This window comes from Brucella cytisi (assembly GCF_038433355.1).
Lineage (GTDB): Bacteria > Pseudomonadota > Alphaproteobacteria > Rhizobiales > Rhizobiaceae > Brucella > Brucella cytisi.
Genome location: NZ_JBCAUP010000050.1, coordinates 1 through 16,428 on the forward strand (window position 1 = coordinate 1; position 16,428 = coordinate 16,428).

Consider the following 16,428-nt stretch of genomic DNA (forward strand, 5'->3'; position numbering starts at 1 on the left):
GCATAAAAAGGGGACTCAAGAGACCGAGGCGCTTGGCCGATCGCGCGGCGGTTTCACAACCAAACTCCATGCCCGGTGCGATGCGAAAGGCCGACCGCTCGGCTTCGTCCTGACGCCCGGACAAACGCATGATACCCAGGGCTTCGCGCCGTTATTCCGGATGATCTCCGACCAGATCGAGGCGTTCCTCGCCGACAAGGGTTATGACGCTGACGCCATTCGCGACGAGATCGCCAGCGCCAATATCGAGGCCGTCATTCCGACAAAAAGCAACAGACGCCAACCAATCCCGCACGACAAAGCCAAATACAAATGGCGTAATCAGATCGAGCGCCTCTTCAACAAGCTCAAGAACTGGCGGCGCGTTGCGACCCGCTATGACAAGACCAAGGAATCCTACCTCGGTTTCGTCGCAATCGCTGCAGTCAAACTATGGATACCCTTTGTCCACGAGCGCTAGTTCACAACCAATTAGTTTCTGTTGCTTGACCCGCCGGCAAAACCGGCGGTTTTTTTGCTCTCCCCCTTGATCAGCTCTAAGTAAAATTCAACGACTTCCGGTAATAATAATCGGGGAATAATGTGGGGGAATGAATGACCTATATCTTCGAGCTGCCGATCTATCTTTCTTTTACGGCCTTCGCCGTACTTGGAATTGTGTTCTATGCGGTTGGACGTTTCGCGCTCGACATGCTGTCCAAACATGCAGCCAGCGACGTTCTGTCCATTCCGATCGGTGCTTTCATCAGCACCATTGCGACGGCCTGGGCCTTGTCGCTCGGTTTTGTTGCCGCTGATATCTGGAGCGTCAATTCCCGGGCAGATCAGGCGATCAGTGAAGAACGCTCGGCCATTTCCCGTCTGATCGGAACGTCCAGGGCCGAGATATTGAATGCGCCTGAACTCACTGCCGCCCTCACCGGCTATCGCCTTGCCGTGATCGATGACGAATGGCGCGAAAAGATCAATGTCGAGCCAGCAGGTTCCGTTGAAACGGCGTTGCAGAGCATCCGGCGCGAGATCATCAATCTGGCACGCGCCGACGTGCCGTCACCCGTTATCTCCCAGCTCATCAACGATTTCGATGAATTGCAAGACGCGCGCAATACCCGTCTGGCTGTCGGATCAACCTCAATCGACTACTACAAATGGTATCTCGTGCTTTCTCTTACATTCCTCACGGCGATAACCATTGCAGCGACCCATGCGGACCGTGTGCGAGCTGGTGTAAAGGCGCTCGTCATTTATTCGCTGACAGCCTCATTCTGTCTCTGGATTCTCGCAATCCATGCCAATCCCTATCAGGGGCTGGAACGCCTTGAACCGTCCCTGCTTTTCACCAGCCACAAGCACGGTTAAGATACCAGGAGATTCGATTTATTTTATCCTGCTGAAATTGCAGGGAAATCTTCTCAATCGAACGCGGAGCAGCGATTTGATGAAACTGCTGGGCGCTGGCGCCCTCATAGGCTTGGCCTTCCCGGTCGGAATGGCTTCTGCACAAACCTTCAGCGTCTGCCACGGTTATGAATGCCATTACCGGACCAAGGTTACGCTGACCGCGAGGGACCAACAGCGTATCCGGAACCTGCTGCAAAATGGCAGTCGCAGCGCAGATGGCGAACGGAAAGCACTGCGAACGGCAATTGCGATCTTCGAACAGCGCGGCACCGCAGCGATTGGCGTCCGGGACAAGCCGAGAATGCAATTCGGCAAGGCCCGCATCAAGGGCCAGATGGATTGCATCGATGAATCGACCAATACCGATAACTTCCTGCGCTACCTGCAATCACGCGGCTGGCTGAAGCACCACACTGTCGCGCGACGCACGTCCCGCGGCGCTTTCTTCGATGGACGATATCCGCACTGGACGGCAGTTGTCGAAGACAAGCAGGGCCAGAAATGGGCCGTCGATTCCTGGTATGAGGCAGGCGGCGGACCGCCAGACATCATGCCCCTGCAGCAATGGAAGCAGCGCGGTTATATGGGCGAGCGTTAAAACCCGTTCGCCCGTCTTTCCACTTACAATCACTGCCTTATATCGCCCTGCGAAGGGCATTCAATCAATAGCGAACGGGCATCCTGCCCTAGAGATTACCGGGCATCACAGAGGGGACGATCCATGCCGATTTTGAAGCGGTCTTTTTCCAGCATCTGCACTACAGCGCTCGTTGCAGGCAGCATGCTTGCCGCACCGATTGCCGAAGCCTGCACACGTTTCGTGTATCACGGGGCCAACGATCAGGTGATGACCGCCCGATCCATGGATTGGAAAGTGGATGTTGCGACCAATCTCTGGGTCTTTCCACGCGGCATGAAACGTTCCGGCGAGGCCGGCAAGAACTCGCTTCAGTGGACATCCAAATATGGCAGTGTGATCGCCTCCGGTTACGACATTTCCACGACAGATGGACTGAACGAAGCAGGACTTTCCGTTGGCGCATTGTGGCTGGTTGAATCGGAATATCCGAAATATGACGGCACCACACCGGGCCTCAGCATCGCGGCTTGGGCGCAATATGTACTTGATAACTTTGCCACGGTCGACGAGGCGGTCAAAACTCTGCGTGCAGAGCCTTTCACCATCGTGACGGACAAGGTCCCCGGTGAAGACAGACTGGCCACGTTGCATCTGGCCATATCCGATTCCAGCGGCGACAGCGCGGTCATCGAATATATCAACGGCAAGCAGGTGATCCATCACGGCAAGCAATATCAGGTGATGACCAACTCGCCGACATTCGATGAGCAGCTTGCGCTCAACTCCTATTGGACCCAGATCGGCGGCACTGTCATGCTGCCGGGCACCAATCGCGCCGCCGACCGTTTCGCGCGCGCATCGTTCTATGTAAACGCCGTCCCGAAAACCGACGACCCTGTTGAGTCGATTGCCAGTGTTTTCAGCGTCATCCGGAACACCTCGGTGCCTTTCGGCCTGACAACACCTGACCAGCCGAACATTTCCTCGACGCGCTGGCGGACGGTAGCCGACCAGAAGCGCATGCTTTATTTCTTCGAATCGGCTTTGACACCCAATGTCTTCTGGATTGATCTCAAGGAAATCGACTTTTCGCCAGAGACCGGCAAGGTCAAGAAACTCGAACTCGGCGTCAATCAGACCAACACGTTCAATGGCGTCGTCAACGACAGTTTCAAGGAAAGCGAGCCCTTCAAGTTCCTCGGTCTCTGAGCTGGTTCTACAGTTTTTTGCTGAACCAATCGCGCTCCGTTGCGTTAGTTATCCATAACCAACCCAGAACGGAGGACCAACCAATGGACTGGAATCGCGTTGAAGGAAACTGGAAACAGGCCAAGGGCAAGATCAAGGAACAGTGGGGTAAACTCACCGATGACGATCTCGACCAGATCAATGGCCGGCGCGAGCAGTTGGAAGGCAAAATCCAGGAACGCTACGGCATAGAAAAAGACCGCGTGCGTTCTGAACTGGATGATTGGTACAATCGCCAGACCTGGCTTTCATAAAGCCGCATCCTTCAAGAGAAAGCCCTGCCCATTGGCAGGGCTTTTCAATTTTCACCGGCAGCCATCCACGCGCTGCAGAGAGGCGGAAAGCCCCATCAGGGAGAAGGTATAGCGGGTCTGCGTACCGCGTGCCGATGTTGCCTGCACATTGAGCGTTTTGCCCGCGCGCATTGCCCGCATCAGCTTCGCTTCGTCGGCAACATTTTCCGCCCAGGCGCGATTGCCCTCGCTGAAGAACGGAAAGCGCGCGCCATCCACCATCACATTGACCGAACTGTTGGCTTTCAGCTGATATCCCATCACCAATTGAGGGCTATACTGGCCATCCGCCTTGGAAATAATCACGAAATTATCGCCGTGCTGCACGCCGGTCGGCTGAAAATTGATCGGTACGGTCAAAGCATAGCATTTGTTACCCGCAAGCTCGGTGTTCTGGTAAACGCCCCAATCGCGGAATTCACCCAAATAACTCGTCTTCGCTGAAGCCGCGAGAGAGCTCGCCACCAACCCTGCCAATGCCAGCGCAACGGTGGTTGCATTTTTTCTCATCGCCCAAAACCTCCATTTTGTCGCCAGTTCACGTCACTTAAAAAATTGTTTCATTGCGTTACTATTTTCTTAACGAACTGCTAAAATTTGTTGAAAGTTTGCGATGGAAACCAAAAACACCGGTCTGTTGGAACAGACCGGATACCGCACAAGGTAACAGCTCCAATGGAAATATCGCGCGTCGCGACAAAATTGATTGAAGGAGACATCGCAATCCCCAAGAAGCCCCCCTTGGACCTCCCGAAATATTTGGTCTGGTACCACATTGCCGTTTTTGCCTGCATTGCACAGGATAACGCGGCACCCGACAGTTGCGAGTACAGTTAAATTCAAAAAAGACCAAGAGGACATGCCGACCACATATATATGTAAATCGGCATGTCTCAATGTTACGCGTTGATTACATCTTTGGCAGCAAGACCTTATCAATTACATGAATAACGCCATTTGACTGCTTCACATCAGCAATTGTTACGTTCGCAACATTGCCATTCTCGTCGGTTAACGTAATCTTATCGCCGCTTTCCTTTGCCTTGAGAATACAGCCACCGACTGTCTTCACATCATGCGAGCCCTTGTCATCGGCAATCATCTTCTTGATGTTCTTTGACATCGCGTCCGCTGCAACGACGTGGCAAGTCAAAACCTTGGTTAGCTTTCCCTTGTTTTCGGGCTTAAGCGGTTCATCAACAGTGCCTTTTGGAAGTGCGGCAGACGCTTCGTTTGTTGGTGCGAACACTGTAAATGGCCCCTTACCTTCCAGCGTTTCCACAAGGTCTGCGGCCTTTACTGCTGCAACCAGTGTAGTGTGGCCTTTGGAGTTCATCGCATTTTCAACTATATTTTTGTTCGCATACATTGGCGAGCCGCCGACATTGGGGTTTTCGGCATAAGCGGATGTGGCAGCAACCAGCATTACAGTTGCTGCTGAAAGTGCACGGAACGTAAAGGGTTCATAGCCTGTCTCCTCCGAAAGCAAACAATTCTGGGAGATAACACCTGCCCAGAAGCTCCTGAAAAGGTAGCCAATGAGGAAGACGAGATTAGAAAGAGAAAAGTTTCAGGAGCCAAGCCAAACTTGTGGCACTTTACAATGGGCGCACAATACCACTAACCACGATTGGGCCAGATGGTACCCCGGTTGGAGACCCGCCAAATGGTTCAAGACTGACGGCGAGTGTCGTACCCGCTGTAATATCGTCGCGTAGTTCAAGCGGAATGGTAAGTTCCCCTTGTTTGCCTGGCTTAAAGATACCCAGCGAAACCGGGTTGCCTTTTTGCAGTAGCAACCAAAGTTCAAGCGATTTCTCACCGCAAGCTCCAGCTGCAACAGGGATGACTTGAAGATATCCGCTGGCCGGATCATAGGAAGCGAGCGAATTCACACGTACGTCTGTTGCTGACAGTTCGGCAACCAGAGGACCGCTGTTCTTAGATGTTAGATTACCGCCGAAAGCGAAGTAATCGCTACACCGGCAGCGATTGTTGTTGCCAAAGAAACCCATCGCCAGAAGGTAACAGAACTCCATAACGACACAGTATGCCCTGCATCCTGTGTCGATCCAAACAATCGCTTCTCTATCTCTCCGAATATATTTTCATTCACTGGCAATTCTTGATAGTCGTCATTGAAATGCGAGAAACTGATCTGCCATCGCTCAACTAGTAACGCGAATTCTTTGTCATGAAGCATCCTTTGCTCTACTTGGCGACGCTTCTCATTTGACAAAACGCCGAGCACGTATTCACCAGCCAGCACGTCATCCTGACCGCGTTTGCCATGATTTTGCTCGCTTGATGTCATCGCTGCATGCACTCTCTCAGTTTCAATAGACTGCGTCGCAACCAAGTGCGTACAGTATTCAAAGGCACTTGTAATTCCTGGGCGTGCTCAAGATAGCTGAGACCTTTCACATAAGCTGCCGAACCGCTTTCGCATGAACTTGATCGAGCTCTCGCATGCAATCATCTATCCGGCGTCCTTCGTCTCTTGCCAACACCTCCTTCTCGGGGCTTGGATTGACGTCGTCAGGCAGATCATGAACTTCGTCAAGATCCTCCGTAACAGGTTTCCTTGCTCGAATGACATCTATTGAATGATTGCGGGCGATGGTTGCCAACCAAGCTGAAGCCACGCTTTCATCAATCCCAAACGTACTCGAACGTTTCCAAATCTTGATATAGACGTCTTGAAGGGCTTCCTCTGCCTCCGATCTGTCTTTCAATATACGAAGGCAAATCGCGAATAGTTTCGGGCTAGTATCCTTATAAAGTGAGGCGAAAGCGTCTTTGTCACCCAAAGCCACTTTGCTAATCAGAACGGATGTTTCATCTGTCTGTTTCAACGAAATTAGTGCTTCTCATACGAATCTGCGGGATCAGCGAAAACGATTATTCGGCATCCGTATCAGTCCAGCATAATACTCTTTAAAGGAGCTTGAATATGCTCAATCATATGCAAACACTAATTGCTGTAAATATCAACTTGAATAGCCGCTTTACTTGTACCAACTGGACATGGTTCGGCTGAGCCTCGTTTAGAGTTGCAAACGAGCGCACAGAACGGCGAACTCTCCAAAGATAAGCCAAATAAATTACTGAGGGAGAAAATGGTGGGCCCGGAGGGACTCGAACCCCCAACCAAGCGGTTATGAGCCGCCGGCTCTAACCAATTGAGCTACAGGCCCCACGCAACGTTGACCTACCCTAAAGAAAGCCGAGATACAAGCTGTCAAATGCATCAGTTGCCCTAATGCGCACATATTCAGTTGCGATGCATACAACCTAGAGCATTTCTAGCAAAAGTGCGAAGCGGTTTTGCGTAGGATAATGCGACGAAACAAATAGTTAGAGCGGTTCCAGCGACTCCGCTTTAACTGGAACCGGTCTAAAACCACGGTATTTCTGATTTGAACCAGAAGTTGTAATTAGCACGCAATTCGAATCTGATATCGTCGGCTTTATACATAAGAGGGAACTTAAGAAATAAGCGATTTCAAAGGCAAAGTGGCCAGCCGCTCCGGTGCAACCAGCTTTGCCAGAGCTGCCTCAACTTTCTCTACAGGAGATTTTATGAACAACCGCGCTACCACTCTTCTTGCAACCTCCTTTTCTGCAATCATGCTCGCAGGCGCGCTGACGCTGCCAGCTCTGGCACAGGAGAATCAGATGACGAAGCAGCCTGCGCGTATCGCCGTCACTGGCGAAGGCACCATGACCGCCTCGCCCGATATGGCCATCCTCAATCTCTCCGTACTGCGCGAGGCGAAGACCGCTCGCGAAGCTATGACCGCCAACAACGAAGCCATGGCGAAAGTACTCGAAGCCATGAAGAAAGCCGGCATTGAAGATCGCGATCTTCAGACCGGCGGCATCAACATCCAGCCACGCTACGTCTATCCGGACGACAAGAATGGTCTGAAAGAACCAAGCATCACCGGCTATACGGTTTCGAACAGCCTGACTGTACGCGTGCGCGATCTGGCCAAGGTCGGCAATGTGCTTGATGAATCCGTCACGCTCGGCGTCAATCAGGGTGGCGATCTGAGTTTCGTCAACGACAATCCGGCAGCCACGATCAATGAAGCGCGCAAGCGTGCCGTTGCCGACGCCATCGCCAAGGCAAAGACCCTTGCCGATGCTGCCGGTGTAGGCATTGGCCGCGTTGTCGAGATCAACGAGCAGAGCCGCCCACCCATGCCGATGCCAATCGCTCGTGCTCAGTATAAGACCATGGCCGCAGCAGCGCCGGAAGATGCCGTGCCCGTCGCGGCTGGCGAGAACAGCTATAACGTCTCGGTCAATGTCGTTTTCGAAATCAAGGAATAACGGCAATCCAATTGGCAATTGCGAAGGGGCGCTCCAGCGCCCCTTTTCTTTTACCCGCCACAAAGAAAAGCCCCGGCCTGATTTACTCAGGCCGGGGCTTTTGAAACTTAAGCCGTGCGTCTTAGCGAATGATCGGGCAGCCGCGTACATTTGCGAACACGACACCGGCAGGGCGACCATGACGGAAGCCACGAACCTGAACCGACTTGCCGCGATAGACGACACGCGCATTGCGGATGCCCATGCGGTTAGACTTCATCTTGGCGCCTTCGATGGAGCAGGCACGGCCACGATAAGCTGGACGGCCATGGTGGTAGCCTCGGTAATCGATATTCACGATGGCAGAGCTTGCCGACGTGCTGATGGCTGGAGCGACAACCGTCGAGGCAGCGCTGGCGGAAGCTGCCGTCGTGAAGATGGCGGCAACACCAAGAGCAGCGGTTACGACGAACGACTTGAGCGAAATAGCAGACATCTTTGAACCTCTTCGATTTGTTTTCAGGTCTTGCCTGAGGCACCCGAGAAGTAGCGCCCTATAGATGAACAGAATGAAAAACCAACGTTCATGTGCCGTTCAGCTTCATATGAAGTAGAAGGAATGCCTGCGCACTGCTTTTATAAACTAAATAAATTCAATGCGTTACAAGGAAGCAAGGCCCATACTGCGATATTTGAAGCACAGATTAAATTTACGCAATGTTTGAAAAACGCAAACGAGCCATCAGCGGTGGCTCGGCATCACCATATGATCGAGATAATCGTCGTCATCTTCCAGATCGTGATCGAAAGCCGTCACCTTGCCGCGAACGGAAATACCTGCCTCGTGCACCGTTTCGGGTGAACCCGAAACAAGCGGATGCCACCAATAGAGATCCGAACCTTCTGCAACCAGACGGTAGGCGCACGTCACAGGCAGCCAGTCCACCTCGTCAACGATTTCCGGCGTCAGAAAAACGCAGTCCGGCACCGTCTTCTTGCGGTTCGGATAATCACGGCACTGGCAGCTGTCCGGGTTGAGCAGCGTGCAGGCAACGCTGGTCCAGTAAATCTCGTTTGTGTCGTCATCCTGCAATTTATGCAGGCAGCATTGGCCGCAACCGTCACACAGGCTCTCCCACTCGCTGCGGGTGAGCTGGTTCAAGGTCTTGGTGCGCCAGAATGGTTTGTCGTTCATGATGCAGCGTATAATGGAATTATGTCCGGAATGGCGTGGACAAATCGCCGCCATTTCAGAACACTTGATATCCGATCCTTATCGGGTTATTAGACCCGCGTCATCATCATGACCGTAAGCGTCTTACGTTAGGCAACGCATCAATCTCGCCGGGAACGGCAATTCGCATTGATGTTTCGTTGCGCCTTCCCCGCATAATATTCAGGAATACACATGTCTCAGTTTGAATGCGCACGCCGCAGGAAGCTGCCTGCACGCTATGCATCTATTGTGATGCCGTTCATCCTATCGATCATGATGACATTCATCGTGTCGTTGATTGCAACCGCCAAGAGCCTTGGCATTGCCCATCCCAATCTCGCATCCAGCTGGATGACGGCACGGGCCCTTTCGTGGGTGGTCGCCTTTCCGGTTCTCCTCGCCATTCTGCCCATCGTGCGCAGAATGGTCGCCATGATGTGCGACCCGCACTAACCTCTAAACAGCAAAAGCCGCGCATCTTGATGCGCGGCTTTTTCAATTCTCTTGCAGGCGGCTCAGCGGAAAATAGCTTCACCCTGTTCATCCACGATCTGCCGTCCCTTATTCAGCGAAATGCTGGCGGCATCTTCGATGCCGGGGCAACGGTCGGCACGAACGAAGCGATATTCCTTCACTTCGCCATCGATCGTCTTGGAAATGACGCCGCAGACCTGATACTGCCCGCCCTCGCTATAGGGCGTGGCAATGATCAGAAAGTCCTTGTGTTCAAGGCGACCAGCCTCTTTCGGCTCTGCCGGTGTCTCGGAGGCCGAGCCTCCACCGAAAAGACGCTTCAAAAAAGACATATCGCCTCCCCTTCCCGTATGTGTTTGTTCAGCTTAGCTATCCAGGAACGAACGCAGCTTACGTGAACGGCTCGGATGCTTCAGCTTGCGCAGCGCCTTGGCTTCGATCTGACGGATACGTTCGCGGGTAACCGAGAACTGCTGGCCGACTTCTTCCAGCGTGTGATCGGTGTTCATGCCGATGCCGAAACGCATACGCAGAACACGTTCTTCACGCGGCGTCAGCGAAGCCAGAACACGGGTCGTCGTATCGCGCAGATTGGCCTGAATCGCTGCATCGATTGGCAGAAGCGCGTTCTTGTCCTCGATGAAATCGCCCAGATGTGAATCTTCCTCGTCGCCAACCGGCGTTTCGAGCGAGATCGGCTCCTTGGCGATCTTCAGCACCTTGCGCACTTTTTCGAGCGGCATGGCGAGCTTTTCAGCCAGTTCTTCCGGCGTCGGCTCACGACCGATTTCATGCAGCATCTGGCGCGATGTACGAACGATCTTGTTGATCGTTTCGATCATATGCACCGGAATACGGATAGTGCGCGCCTGATCGGCAATCGAACGGGTGATTGCCTGACGAATCCACCATGTCGCATAGGTCGAGAACTTGTAACCGCGGCGATATTCGAACTTGTCGACCGCCTTCATCAGACCGATATTGCCTTCCTGAATGAGATCGAGGAACTGCAGACCACGGTTCGTGTACTTCTTGGCAATCGAGATGACGAGACGAAGGTTGGCTTCCACCATTTCCTTCTTGGCGATAGTTGCTTCGCGTTCGCCCTTCTGCACCTGATTGACGATACGGCGGAATTCGCCGATGGAGATCGCGGTTTCGGTCGCCAGCATCTGGATTTCCGAACGCAGACGGTCGATGGCGCGCTCTTCCTTGGCTGCAAATTCCTTCCAGCCACGGGCTGAAAGCGTGCTCACGCGCTCTACCCATTTCGGGTCCAGCTCATGGCCCTGATATTCCTTCAGGAATTCCTCACGACGCACACCGAAGGATTCTGCCAGACGCAGCAGCTTGCCTTCGTTCTGCACCAGACGCTTGTTGATGTCGTAAAGCTGTTCGACAAGCTGTTCGATACGGTTCTGGTTCAGCGACAGCGACTTCACTGCCTTGATGAGCTGATCCTTCAGTTCCTTGTAGCGACGCTCCTGGCTCGACGACAGTTCGCCAGTCGCGGCCAGACGGCCCTCGACCTGCTGGTCCTGCAGCTTGCGCAGCTTCTTGTAGGTATCGGCGATGAGGTCGAGCGTTTCCATGACCTGTGGACGCAGTTCGGCTTCCATGGCCGCCAGCGACAGGTTGGCTTCGTCTTCGTCCTCTTCCTCTTCTTCCGTGGGTATGTCGCCGCCGACATTGGTAATGTCGTCGTCGTCACGGCGACGCTGAGGCTTGTCGTCACGCGGCTTTTCCTCTTCCACGCGCTCGATCACTGGAGCCTGTTTGGCTTCCGGACCGGCATAGGTGGTTTCGAGGTCGATAATTTCGCGCAGCAGAATGTTGGAATCGTTCAGCTGGTCGCGCCAGATGATGATCGCCTGGAAGGTCAGCGGGCTTTCGCAAAGCCCGGCGATCATCGTTTCACGACCGGCCTCGATGCGCTTTGCAATCGCGATTTCGCCTTCGCGTGACAGAAGCTCGACGGACCCCATTTCGCGCAGATACATGCGCACCGGATCGTCGGTACGGTCGGTCGGCTCTTTCTTGGTCGTGGTGGTGGCAACAGCCGTGCCGCCGGACTCAACCAGATCGCCGCCCTCTTCCGAGTCATCGTCGTTGTTTTCTTCGCGGTCGTTGTCCTGCTCGTCATCTTCAACGACGTTGATGCCCATATCGGAAAGCATCGACATCGTGTCTTCGATCTGCTCGGATGTCACTTCCTCGGAAGGCAGCACGGCATTCAGCTCGTCCATAGTGACGTAGCCGCGCTTCTTCGCGAGTTTGATCATCTTCTTGACAGCATCGTCAGAAAGGTCGAGAAGCGGACCGTCGGCAGCACCTTCGCGCTCGACTTCGGCTTCTTCGTTTTCCTTAACCTTCGTTGCCATATGTTCTTCTCCAGGCGACCCCGGTCGCTTCTAAGATATATAGAGTTCTCGGACAGTTTTGCGAGGCTGCAATCCGTCAGTTGATTCTGCGAGTAGCCGATTTCCTGTTAATGGCGGATTAACCTTGCCATCGGTATCGGGCTTCTTCATCTCCGATTTCTTGTGGGCAGATCAGGCGGTCAACCAGACAACGCCACTTTCCGGGCCACTTTTCCGGCCCAAATCCGGCTTGCTGCCTTGCAGCATCGGATATCACCGGTTTCTGTTCTTTTCCTTGTTCGAACTGTCGTGATTCCGTCATTTACGCCACACGTCAAGAGCGACTCACATGATTCGGGCTTAAAAAGCGAATCATTTGTTGTCGCGACCTCTTCGTTGGCCAGATAGAGCACGTTTTCCGGATCGCAACCCCGCATTTCCGGCTGTTCTCGCAGAACTGATTCGGAAATCCGAATCAGAAACCGCCGGGTGGGCGCCCCGAAGACAGTCCAAAACCGTCGATCAGAGCTTCAGTCGCATCAGCTTTCAAAATCTGATTTTGTATATCTCTGAGACGTGCAAACAATTCGCCCGTCTCGTCTGTTTCAAGTGCGGCCTCAACGGCCCGCAGCTCCTTATGTAGTGTGCGCGCACGCTGATGCAAGTGAAGCGCCTGACGAAGGGCTTCGCGTGCGTCGTCTTCTGCGGCCAGAGCCGTCGCAGTCCAGAGTTTCGCACCCTTCACCACGAGTTCGAGCATTTCAATCTGCTCGCCATGACCGGCATTGACCAGTGCGTGCCGCATGGCGTGGCCATCTTCCATGTGGCCGGCAGCCAGCACATCCAGCATGGCCAGATGCAGCGACTTGAGTGCCTCATGTCCCAGATCGAGTGCCGCCAGCGTCTCGAAATCCTCTTCAATCAGCCGTGGGTGATTGAGAAGCGTCAGCACGATGGCAGTTTCGCGCAAGGGGGCATGTGATCCAGCGCCCGGCCTGCCGCCCTTTACCAGCGTGGAGCGCACCAGACTGTCGGAAATCGCAAGGCGGCCATTGCCGCCCGCCGGTCCGCCGCGTCCCCGTCCGCCATCATTCCTGCGGTTGAAAGACGAATTGCGCTGTCCGCCGCCTTGATACCCCTGACGCCCCTGGCCAAAAAAGGCTTGTGCCCGGTCGCGCATATCCTGACTGTAGTGGCGCCGGATATCCTCATTCGCGATGCGGCTGGTAATTTCACGCAGCCGCGCCTCCAGTTCGGCGCGGCGTTCCGGCGTATCGAACACACCGCCCGTCGTTTCCCGCGTCCACACCATATCGACCAGCGGTCTGGCGTCGCGCAGGACCGCATGAAATGCGGCTGGGCCTTCCGCCTTGACCAGATCGTCCGGGTCCTGCCCTTCCGGCAATAGTGCAAAGCGCAGCGATTTGCCGGGCTGCAAGGCAGGCAATCCAAGATCGACAGCGCGATAGGCGGCGCGAAGCCCCGCCCCGTCACCATCGAAGCACAGAACGGGTTCAGGGCTGATGCGCCAGAGAAGTTCGAGCTGTTCTTCCGTCAGCGCCGTACCGAGCGGAGCCACCACCTGATGGATACCCGCCTGCGCAAGCGCGATCACATCCATATAGCCTTCAACAGCGATGATGGATTTGGCCGGTTCTCCAGCTTGCGGCTGGCAGGCCTTGCGCGCCCGCAATCCGTTATAGAGAACCCGCCCCTTGTGAAAGAGTTCGGTTTCCGGCGAGTTCAGATATTTGGCCGGAGCATCCGCAGAAAGCGCACGCCCGCCGAAAGCAATGATCCGCCCGCGCAAATCCTCGATCGGGAACATGACGCGATCGCGAAAACGGTCGTAGGAAACGGCAATCCCCTCGCCGTGCACAACAAGGCCGCACGCCTCGATCTGCTCGCGCGACACGCCTTTGCCAGCCAGAAACTCCTTCAAGGCATTGCGCGACTCTGGCGCATAGCCAATGCGGAACGACTGCTGCGTTGCGGTCGAAAGTCCGCGATCCCGCAGATAGGCGCGTGCCTTGGCTCCAACGGCGCTTTGCAGCTGGTTTTCGAAGAACTGCGCAGCCAGCTCCATGACATCATAAAGCGTTGCGCGCTGCGCCTCGCGCTTTTCCATTTCCGGATCGCGCGCAGGCATCGGAACGCCTGCCATATCGGCTACACGCTCCACTGCTTCGGGGAAACTCAGTCCTTCAAGATCGGTCAGAAACTTGAAGTGATCACCGGTCACGCCGCAGCCGAAACAATGATAGCGACCCTTGCGATCTTCGCAGTGAAAGCTTGGCGTCTTCTCGCCATGGAACGGACAACAGGCCCAGAAATCACCCTTCGGAGGATTACTCTTCTTGCGGTCGAACGAAGCGCGCGTTCCTATCAGCGTCGAGATCGGGACGCGGTCTCTGATCTCATCGAGAAAGGAGGGCGGAAAACGCATTACAGATTTCACTTTCAGTTCGTTCGGGCAGTTCGTTCAGACAGCGGAGGTGTATTCCTTAGAGTATATAGGCGTGCCCGTTCTGACAGTCCATCGTGCAGGCATGTCCCTCCCCGCTAATCACATGTCGCTACCAAACAAGCCCACTGTCACAAAACTGTCATATATCCGTCATGACGCTGCGGGAATGGATTGCTTTTAATTGCGAACAAGCCCATATCTCTTGAAGAATTGATTAGCCGGAACATATTTTTTCTTCATTTGTTGCGTTAGCTTAATCACAGATGTCAACCTCCAACCCGAAGGGATTTTGCCGTGAATGGTTCTTTGGTCCTTTTGCATCTGGCCGGTGCAGTTGCGCTCCTGCTTTGGGCGACACGCATGGTTCGGACCGGGGTGGAGCGTGCCTATGGCGACCGGCTGCGCAGACGCTTGCGCAACCAGATGCAGAACCCGCTGCTTTCCGTCGCCTTCGGCCTTGCCCTTGCTGTCGCCTTGCAAAGCTCGACAGCGGTTACGCTTCTCGTCGGTTCATTTGTCGGTTCAGGTTTTGTCAGCGGCATCGCAGGCCTCATGGCCGTGCGCGGCGGTGAGCTTGGCTCCGCCCTCGTCGTCAAGATCCTGAGCTACGATCTCACGCTTCTGGTACCGCTCTGCCTTGTCATCGGCACCGGCATCTTCATGACCACCGAGCGTCGTGACTGGCGGCAGATCGGACGCATTCTGGTCGGTATCGGCCTTCTCATCATGTCGCTGGAAATGACTGGGCAAGCTACCGAGCCGCTGCGGCAAAGCGAGCTTCTGCCGGTCATCGTCGACTATCTGTCGGGCGACCCGATCACGGCCTATCTGCTCGCAGCCCTCATGACATGGCTGTTTCATTCCAGCGTTGCCGCCGTCATCCTGCTGACCACCTTTGCCTCGCGCGGGCTGATCCATCCAGAGCTCGCTGTGGTGATGGTTCTCGGCGTCAATCTGGGGTCTTCGATCATCGCCCCGATCCTGACCCGGCATGCGCCACCTGAAACCCGCGTCGTTCCACTCGGCAATCTTTTGATGCGCGGCGCCGGGTCACTCATCATGCTCGTGCTTTACCAGACCTTCAAACCGTCGGTCGCCTTTCTCGGCACCGATCCGGTTTCGCAGGTGGTCAATGCGCATATCCTGTTCAATGTCATCGTGATGATTGCCGGTATTCCGCTTTCCGGCCTCGTGCTGCGCGCAACCGAGGCTCTGGTCAATCTCAATGCGGACAAGGGCAGCCCGGCTTCGCAGCAACCCATCGAGATCGAGCAATATAGCGCGCTCGACACTGCCGTGCTCGACCGGCCCTCGCAGGCGCTTGCCAATGCGACCCGGGAAGTGGTCGGCGTCTGCGACACGATCGAAGTCATGCTGCGGCGGGTCATGGAGCTATATGAGAAGCCCGATCAGGTGCGGATCGATGAACTTGAAGCCCTTGATGACCGCGTGGACAAGCGCCATGCCGCCATCAAGCTCTATCTGACCAGGCTTGCAACCCATGAGCTGAGTGATTTCGAGTCGCTGCGCATGCAGGAATTGCTGGGCGCATGTGTGAAGCTTGAGCAGGTCGGCGACATCATCGTGCGCAACATGCTGGCGCATGTTCAAAAGAAGATGGATCACAAGCTGGAATTCACCGAAGAAGGCTGGAAGGAACTCAGCCATTTCCACGCCATGGTTCTGGCCAATGCGCACATGGCGTTCAATGTGATCGTCTCACGCGATGGCCGTACGGCCCGTCAGCTAGTGCAGGAAAAGGACCAGCTGCGTGAACTGGAAAAGCAGACCAGCATGCGCCATTTCAGCCGACTGCGCGAAGGCGCCACCCGCAGCATCGAGACCAGCAGCATCCATCTCGACACGATCCGCGACCTCAAGCAGATCAACTCGCTTCTCGCCTCAATGGCCTATCCCGTCCTCGAAGAACAGGGCCTCCTCAGCGATACGCGCCTGAAAGCCGTCAAGCAGGGCTGAAATCAGACCATGTGGCAGCGGGCACACACCTGCAGCCGCAAGACATTGAATATCAAAAGGAAATATCCGCAGCAGGGCGAACCCGCACACGGGCA

15 protein-coding genes, 1 tRNA gene and 2 pseudogenes are annotated in these 16,428 nt (G+C 54.7%); 8 read left to right on the plus strand and 10 right to left on the minus strand.

Going from position 1 to position 16,428, the window contains the following annotated elements; all coding sequences use genetic code 11:
- The 5 genes from AAE521_RS26410 to AAE521_RS26430 form a co-directional block, all read left to right on the plus strand.
- Positions 1–460 (plus strand): IS5 family transposase (locus AAE521_RS26410; RefSeq protein WP_342061974.1); only part of this gene is annotated, 460 nt, incomplete at its 5' end.
- 134 nt (positions 461–594) lie between these two features.
- Entirely contained in the window at positions 595–1,359 is a 765-nt protein-coding gene (locus AAE521_RS26415) for a bestrophin-like domain (protein ID WP_029929084.1), read from the plus strand.
- A 79-nt stretch (positions 1,360–1,438) separates the two neighbouring features.
- Entirely contained in the window at positions 1,439–1,999 is a 561-nt protein-coding gene (locus AAE521_RS26420) for a hypothetical protein (RefSeq protein ID WP_071630002.1), read from the plus strand.
- A 123-nt stretch (positions 2,000–2,122) separates the two neighbouring features.
- A complete protein-coding gene (locus AAE521_RS26425; RefSeq protein ID WP_071630001.1) occupies positions 2,123–3,190 on the plus strand; it encodes a linear amide C-N hydrolase in 1,068 nt (355 codons plus the stop codon).
- An 83-nt stretch (positions 3,191–3,273) separates the two neighbouring features.
- Positions 3,274–3,483: a CsbD family protein gene (locus AAE521_RS26430; RefSeq protein WP_006467262.1), complete on the plus strand. Its 210-nt coding sequence runs from the start codon at positions 3,274–3,276 to the stop codon at positions 3,481–3,483.
- Positions 3,484–3,534: 51 nt separating this feature from the next.
- Here AAE521_RS26430 and AAE521_RS26435 read toward each other — a convergent pair whose 3' ends face one another.
- From AAE521_RS26435 to AAE521_RS26460, 5 genes and pseudogenes are all read right to left on the minus strand, one after another.
- Positions 3,535–4,032, minus strand: coding sequence for an invasion associated locus B family protein (locus AAE521_RS26435; RefSeq protein ID WP_012091713.1), 498 nt, complete (start codon positions 4,030–4,032; stop codon positions 3,535–3,537).
- A gap of 400 nt (positions 4,033–4,432) precedes the next feature.
- On the minus strand, positions 4,433–4,948 hold the full coding sequence (locus tag AAE521_RS26440) for a fasciclin domain-containing protein (protein ID WP_071630206.1): 516 nt from the start codon (positions 4,946–4,948) through the stop codon (positions 4,433–4,435).
- A gap of 172 nt (positions 4,949–5,120) precedes the next feature.
- Positions 5,121–5,836: pseudogene (locus AAE521_RS26810) on the minus strand (anti-sigma factor).
- Positions 5,833–6,377: pseudogene (locus tag AAE521_RS26455) on the minus strand (sigma-70 family RNA polymerase sigma factor). Before AAE521_RS26455 ends, AAE521_RS26810 begins: the two co-directional pseudogenes overlap by 4 nt.
- 265 nt (positions 6,378–6,642) lie before the next feature.
- A tRNA-Ile gene (locus tag AAE521_RS26460) sits at positions 6,643–6,719 on the minus strand.
- Positions 6,720–7,104: 385 nt separating this feature from the next.
- Between AAE521_RS26460 and AAE521_RS26465 the strand changes: the two genes are divergently transcribed.
- Entirely contained in the window at positions 7,105–7,860 is a 756-nt protein-coding gene (locus AAE521_RS26465; RefSeq protein ID WP_010659679.1) for an SIMPL domain-containing protein, read from the plus strand.
- Positions 7,861–7,981: 121 nt separating this feature from the next.
- Here the strand turns inward: AAE521_RS26465 and AAE521_RS26470 are convergent, their stop codons facing one another.
- A complete protein-coding gene (locus AAE521_RS26470) occupies positions 7,982–8,335 on the minus strand; it encodes an antifreeze protein (protein WP_071634487.1) in 354 nt (117 codons plus the stop codon).
- A gap of 246 nt (positions 8,336–8,581) precedes the next feature.
- Positions 8,582–9,034, minus strand: coding sequence for a YcgN family cysteine cluster protein (locus tag AAE521_RS26475; protein WP_071634488.1), 453 nt, complete (start codon positions 9,032–9,034; stop codon positions 8,582–8,584).
- Positions 9,035–9,247: 213 nt separating this feature from the next.
- Here AAE521_RS26475 and AAE521_RS26480 point away from each other — a divergent pair, with 213 nt between their 5' ends.
- A complete protein-coding gene (locus AAE521_RS26480; protein WP_342062962.1) occupies positions 9,248–9,508 on the plus strand; it encodes a DUF2798 domain-containing protein in 261 nt (86 codons plus the stop codon).
- 62 nt (positions 9,509–9,570) lie between these two features.
- Here the strand turns inward: AAE521_RS26480 and AAE521_RS26485 are convergent, their stop codons facing one another.
- The 3 genes from AAE521_RS26485 to dnaG form a co-directional block, all read right to left on the minus strand.
- Positions 9,571–9,861, minus strand: coding sequence for an HlyU family transcriptional regulator (locus tag AAE521_RS26485; protein ID WP_010659675.1), 291 nt, complete (start codon positions 9,859–9,861; stop codon positions 9,571–9,573).
- A gap of 33 nt (positions 9,862–9,894) precedes the next feature.
- Positions 9,895–11,910, minus strand: coding sequence for an RNA polymerase sigma factor RpoD (gene rpoD / locus AAE521_RS26490; RefSeq protein WP_071634485.1), 2,016 nt, complete (start codon positions 11,908–11,910; stop codon positions 9,895–9,897).
- Between the two features lie 454 nt (positions 11,911–12,364).
- Positions 12,365–14,335, minus strand: a complete 1,971-nt coding sequence (gene dnaG / locus AAE521_RS26495) for a DNA primase (protein WP_010659672.1) — start codon at positions 14,333–14,335, stop codon at positions 12,365–12,367.
- A gap of 315 nt (positions 14,336–14,650) precedes the next feature.
- Here dnaG and AAE521_RS26500 point away from each other — a divergent pair, with 315 nt between their 5' ends.
- Positions 14,651–16,333, plus strand: a complete 1,683-nt coding sequence (locus AAE521_RS26500; RefSeq protein ID WP_342060767.1) for a Na/Pi cotransporter family protein — start codon at positions 14,651–14,653, stop codon at positions 16,331–16,333.
- Positions 16,334–16,428 lie beyond the last annotated feature (95 nt).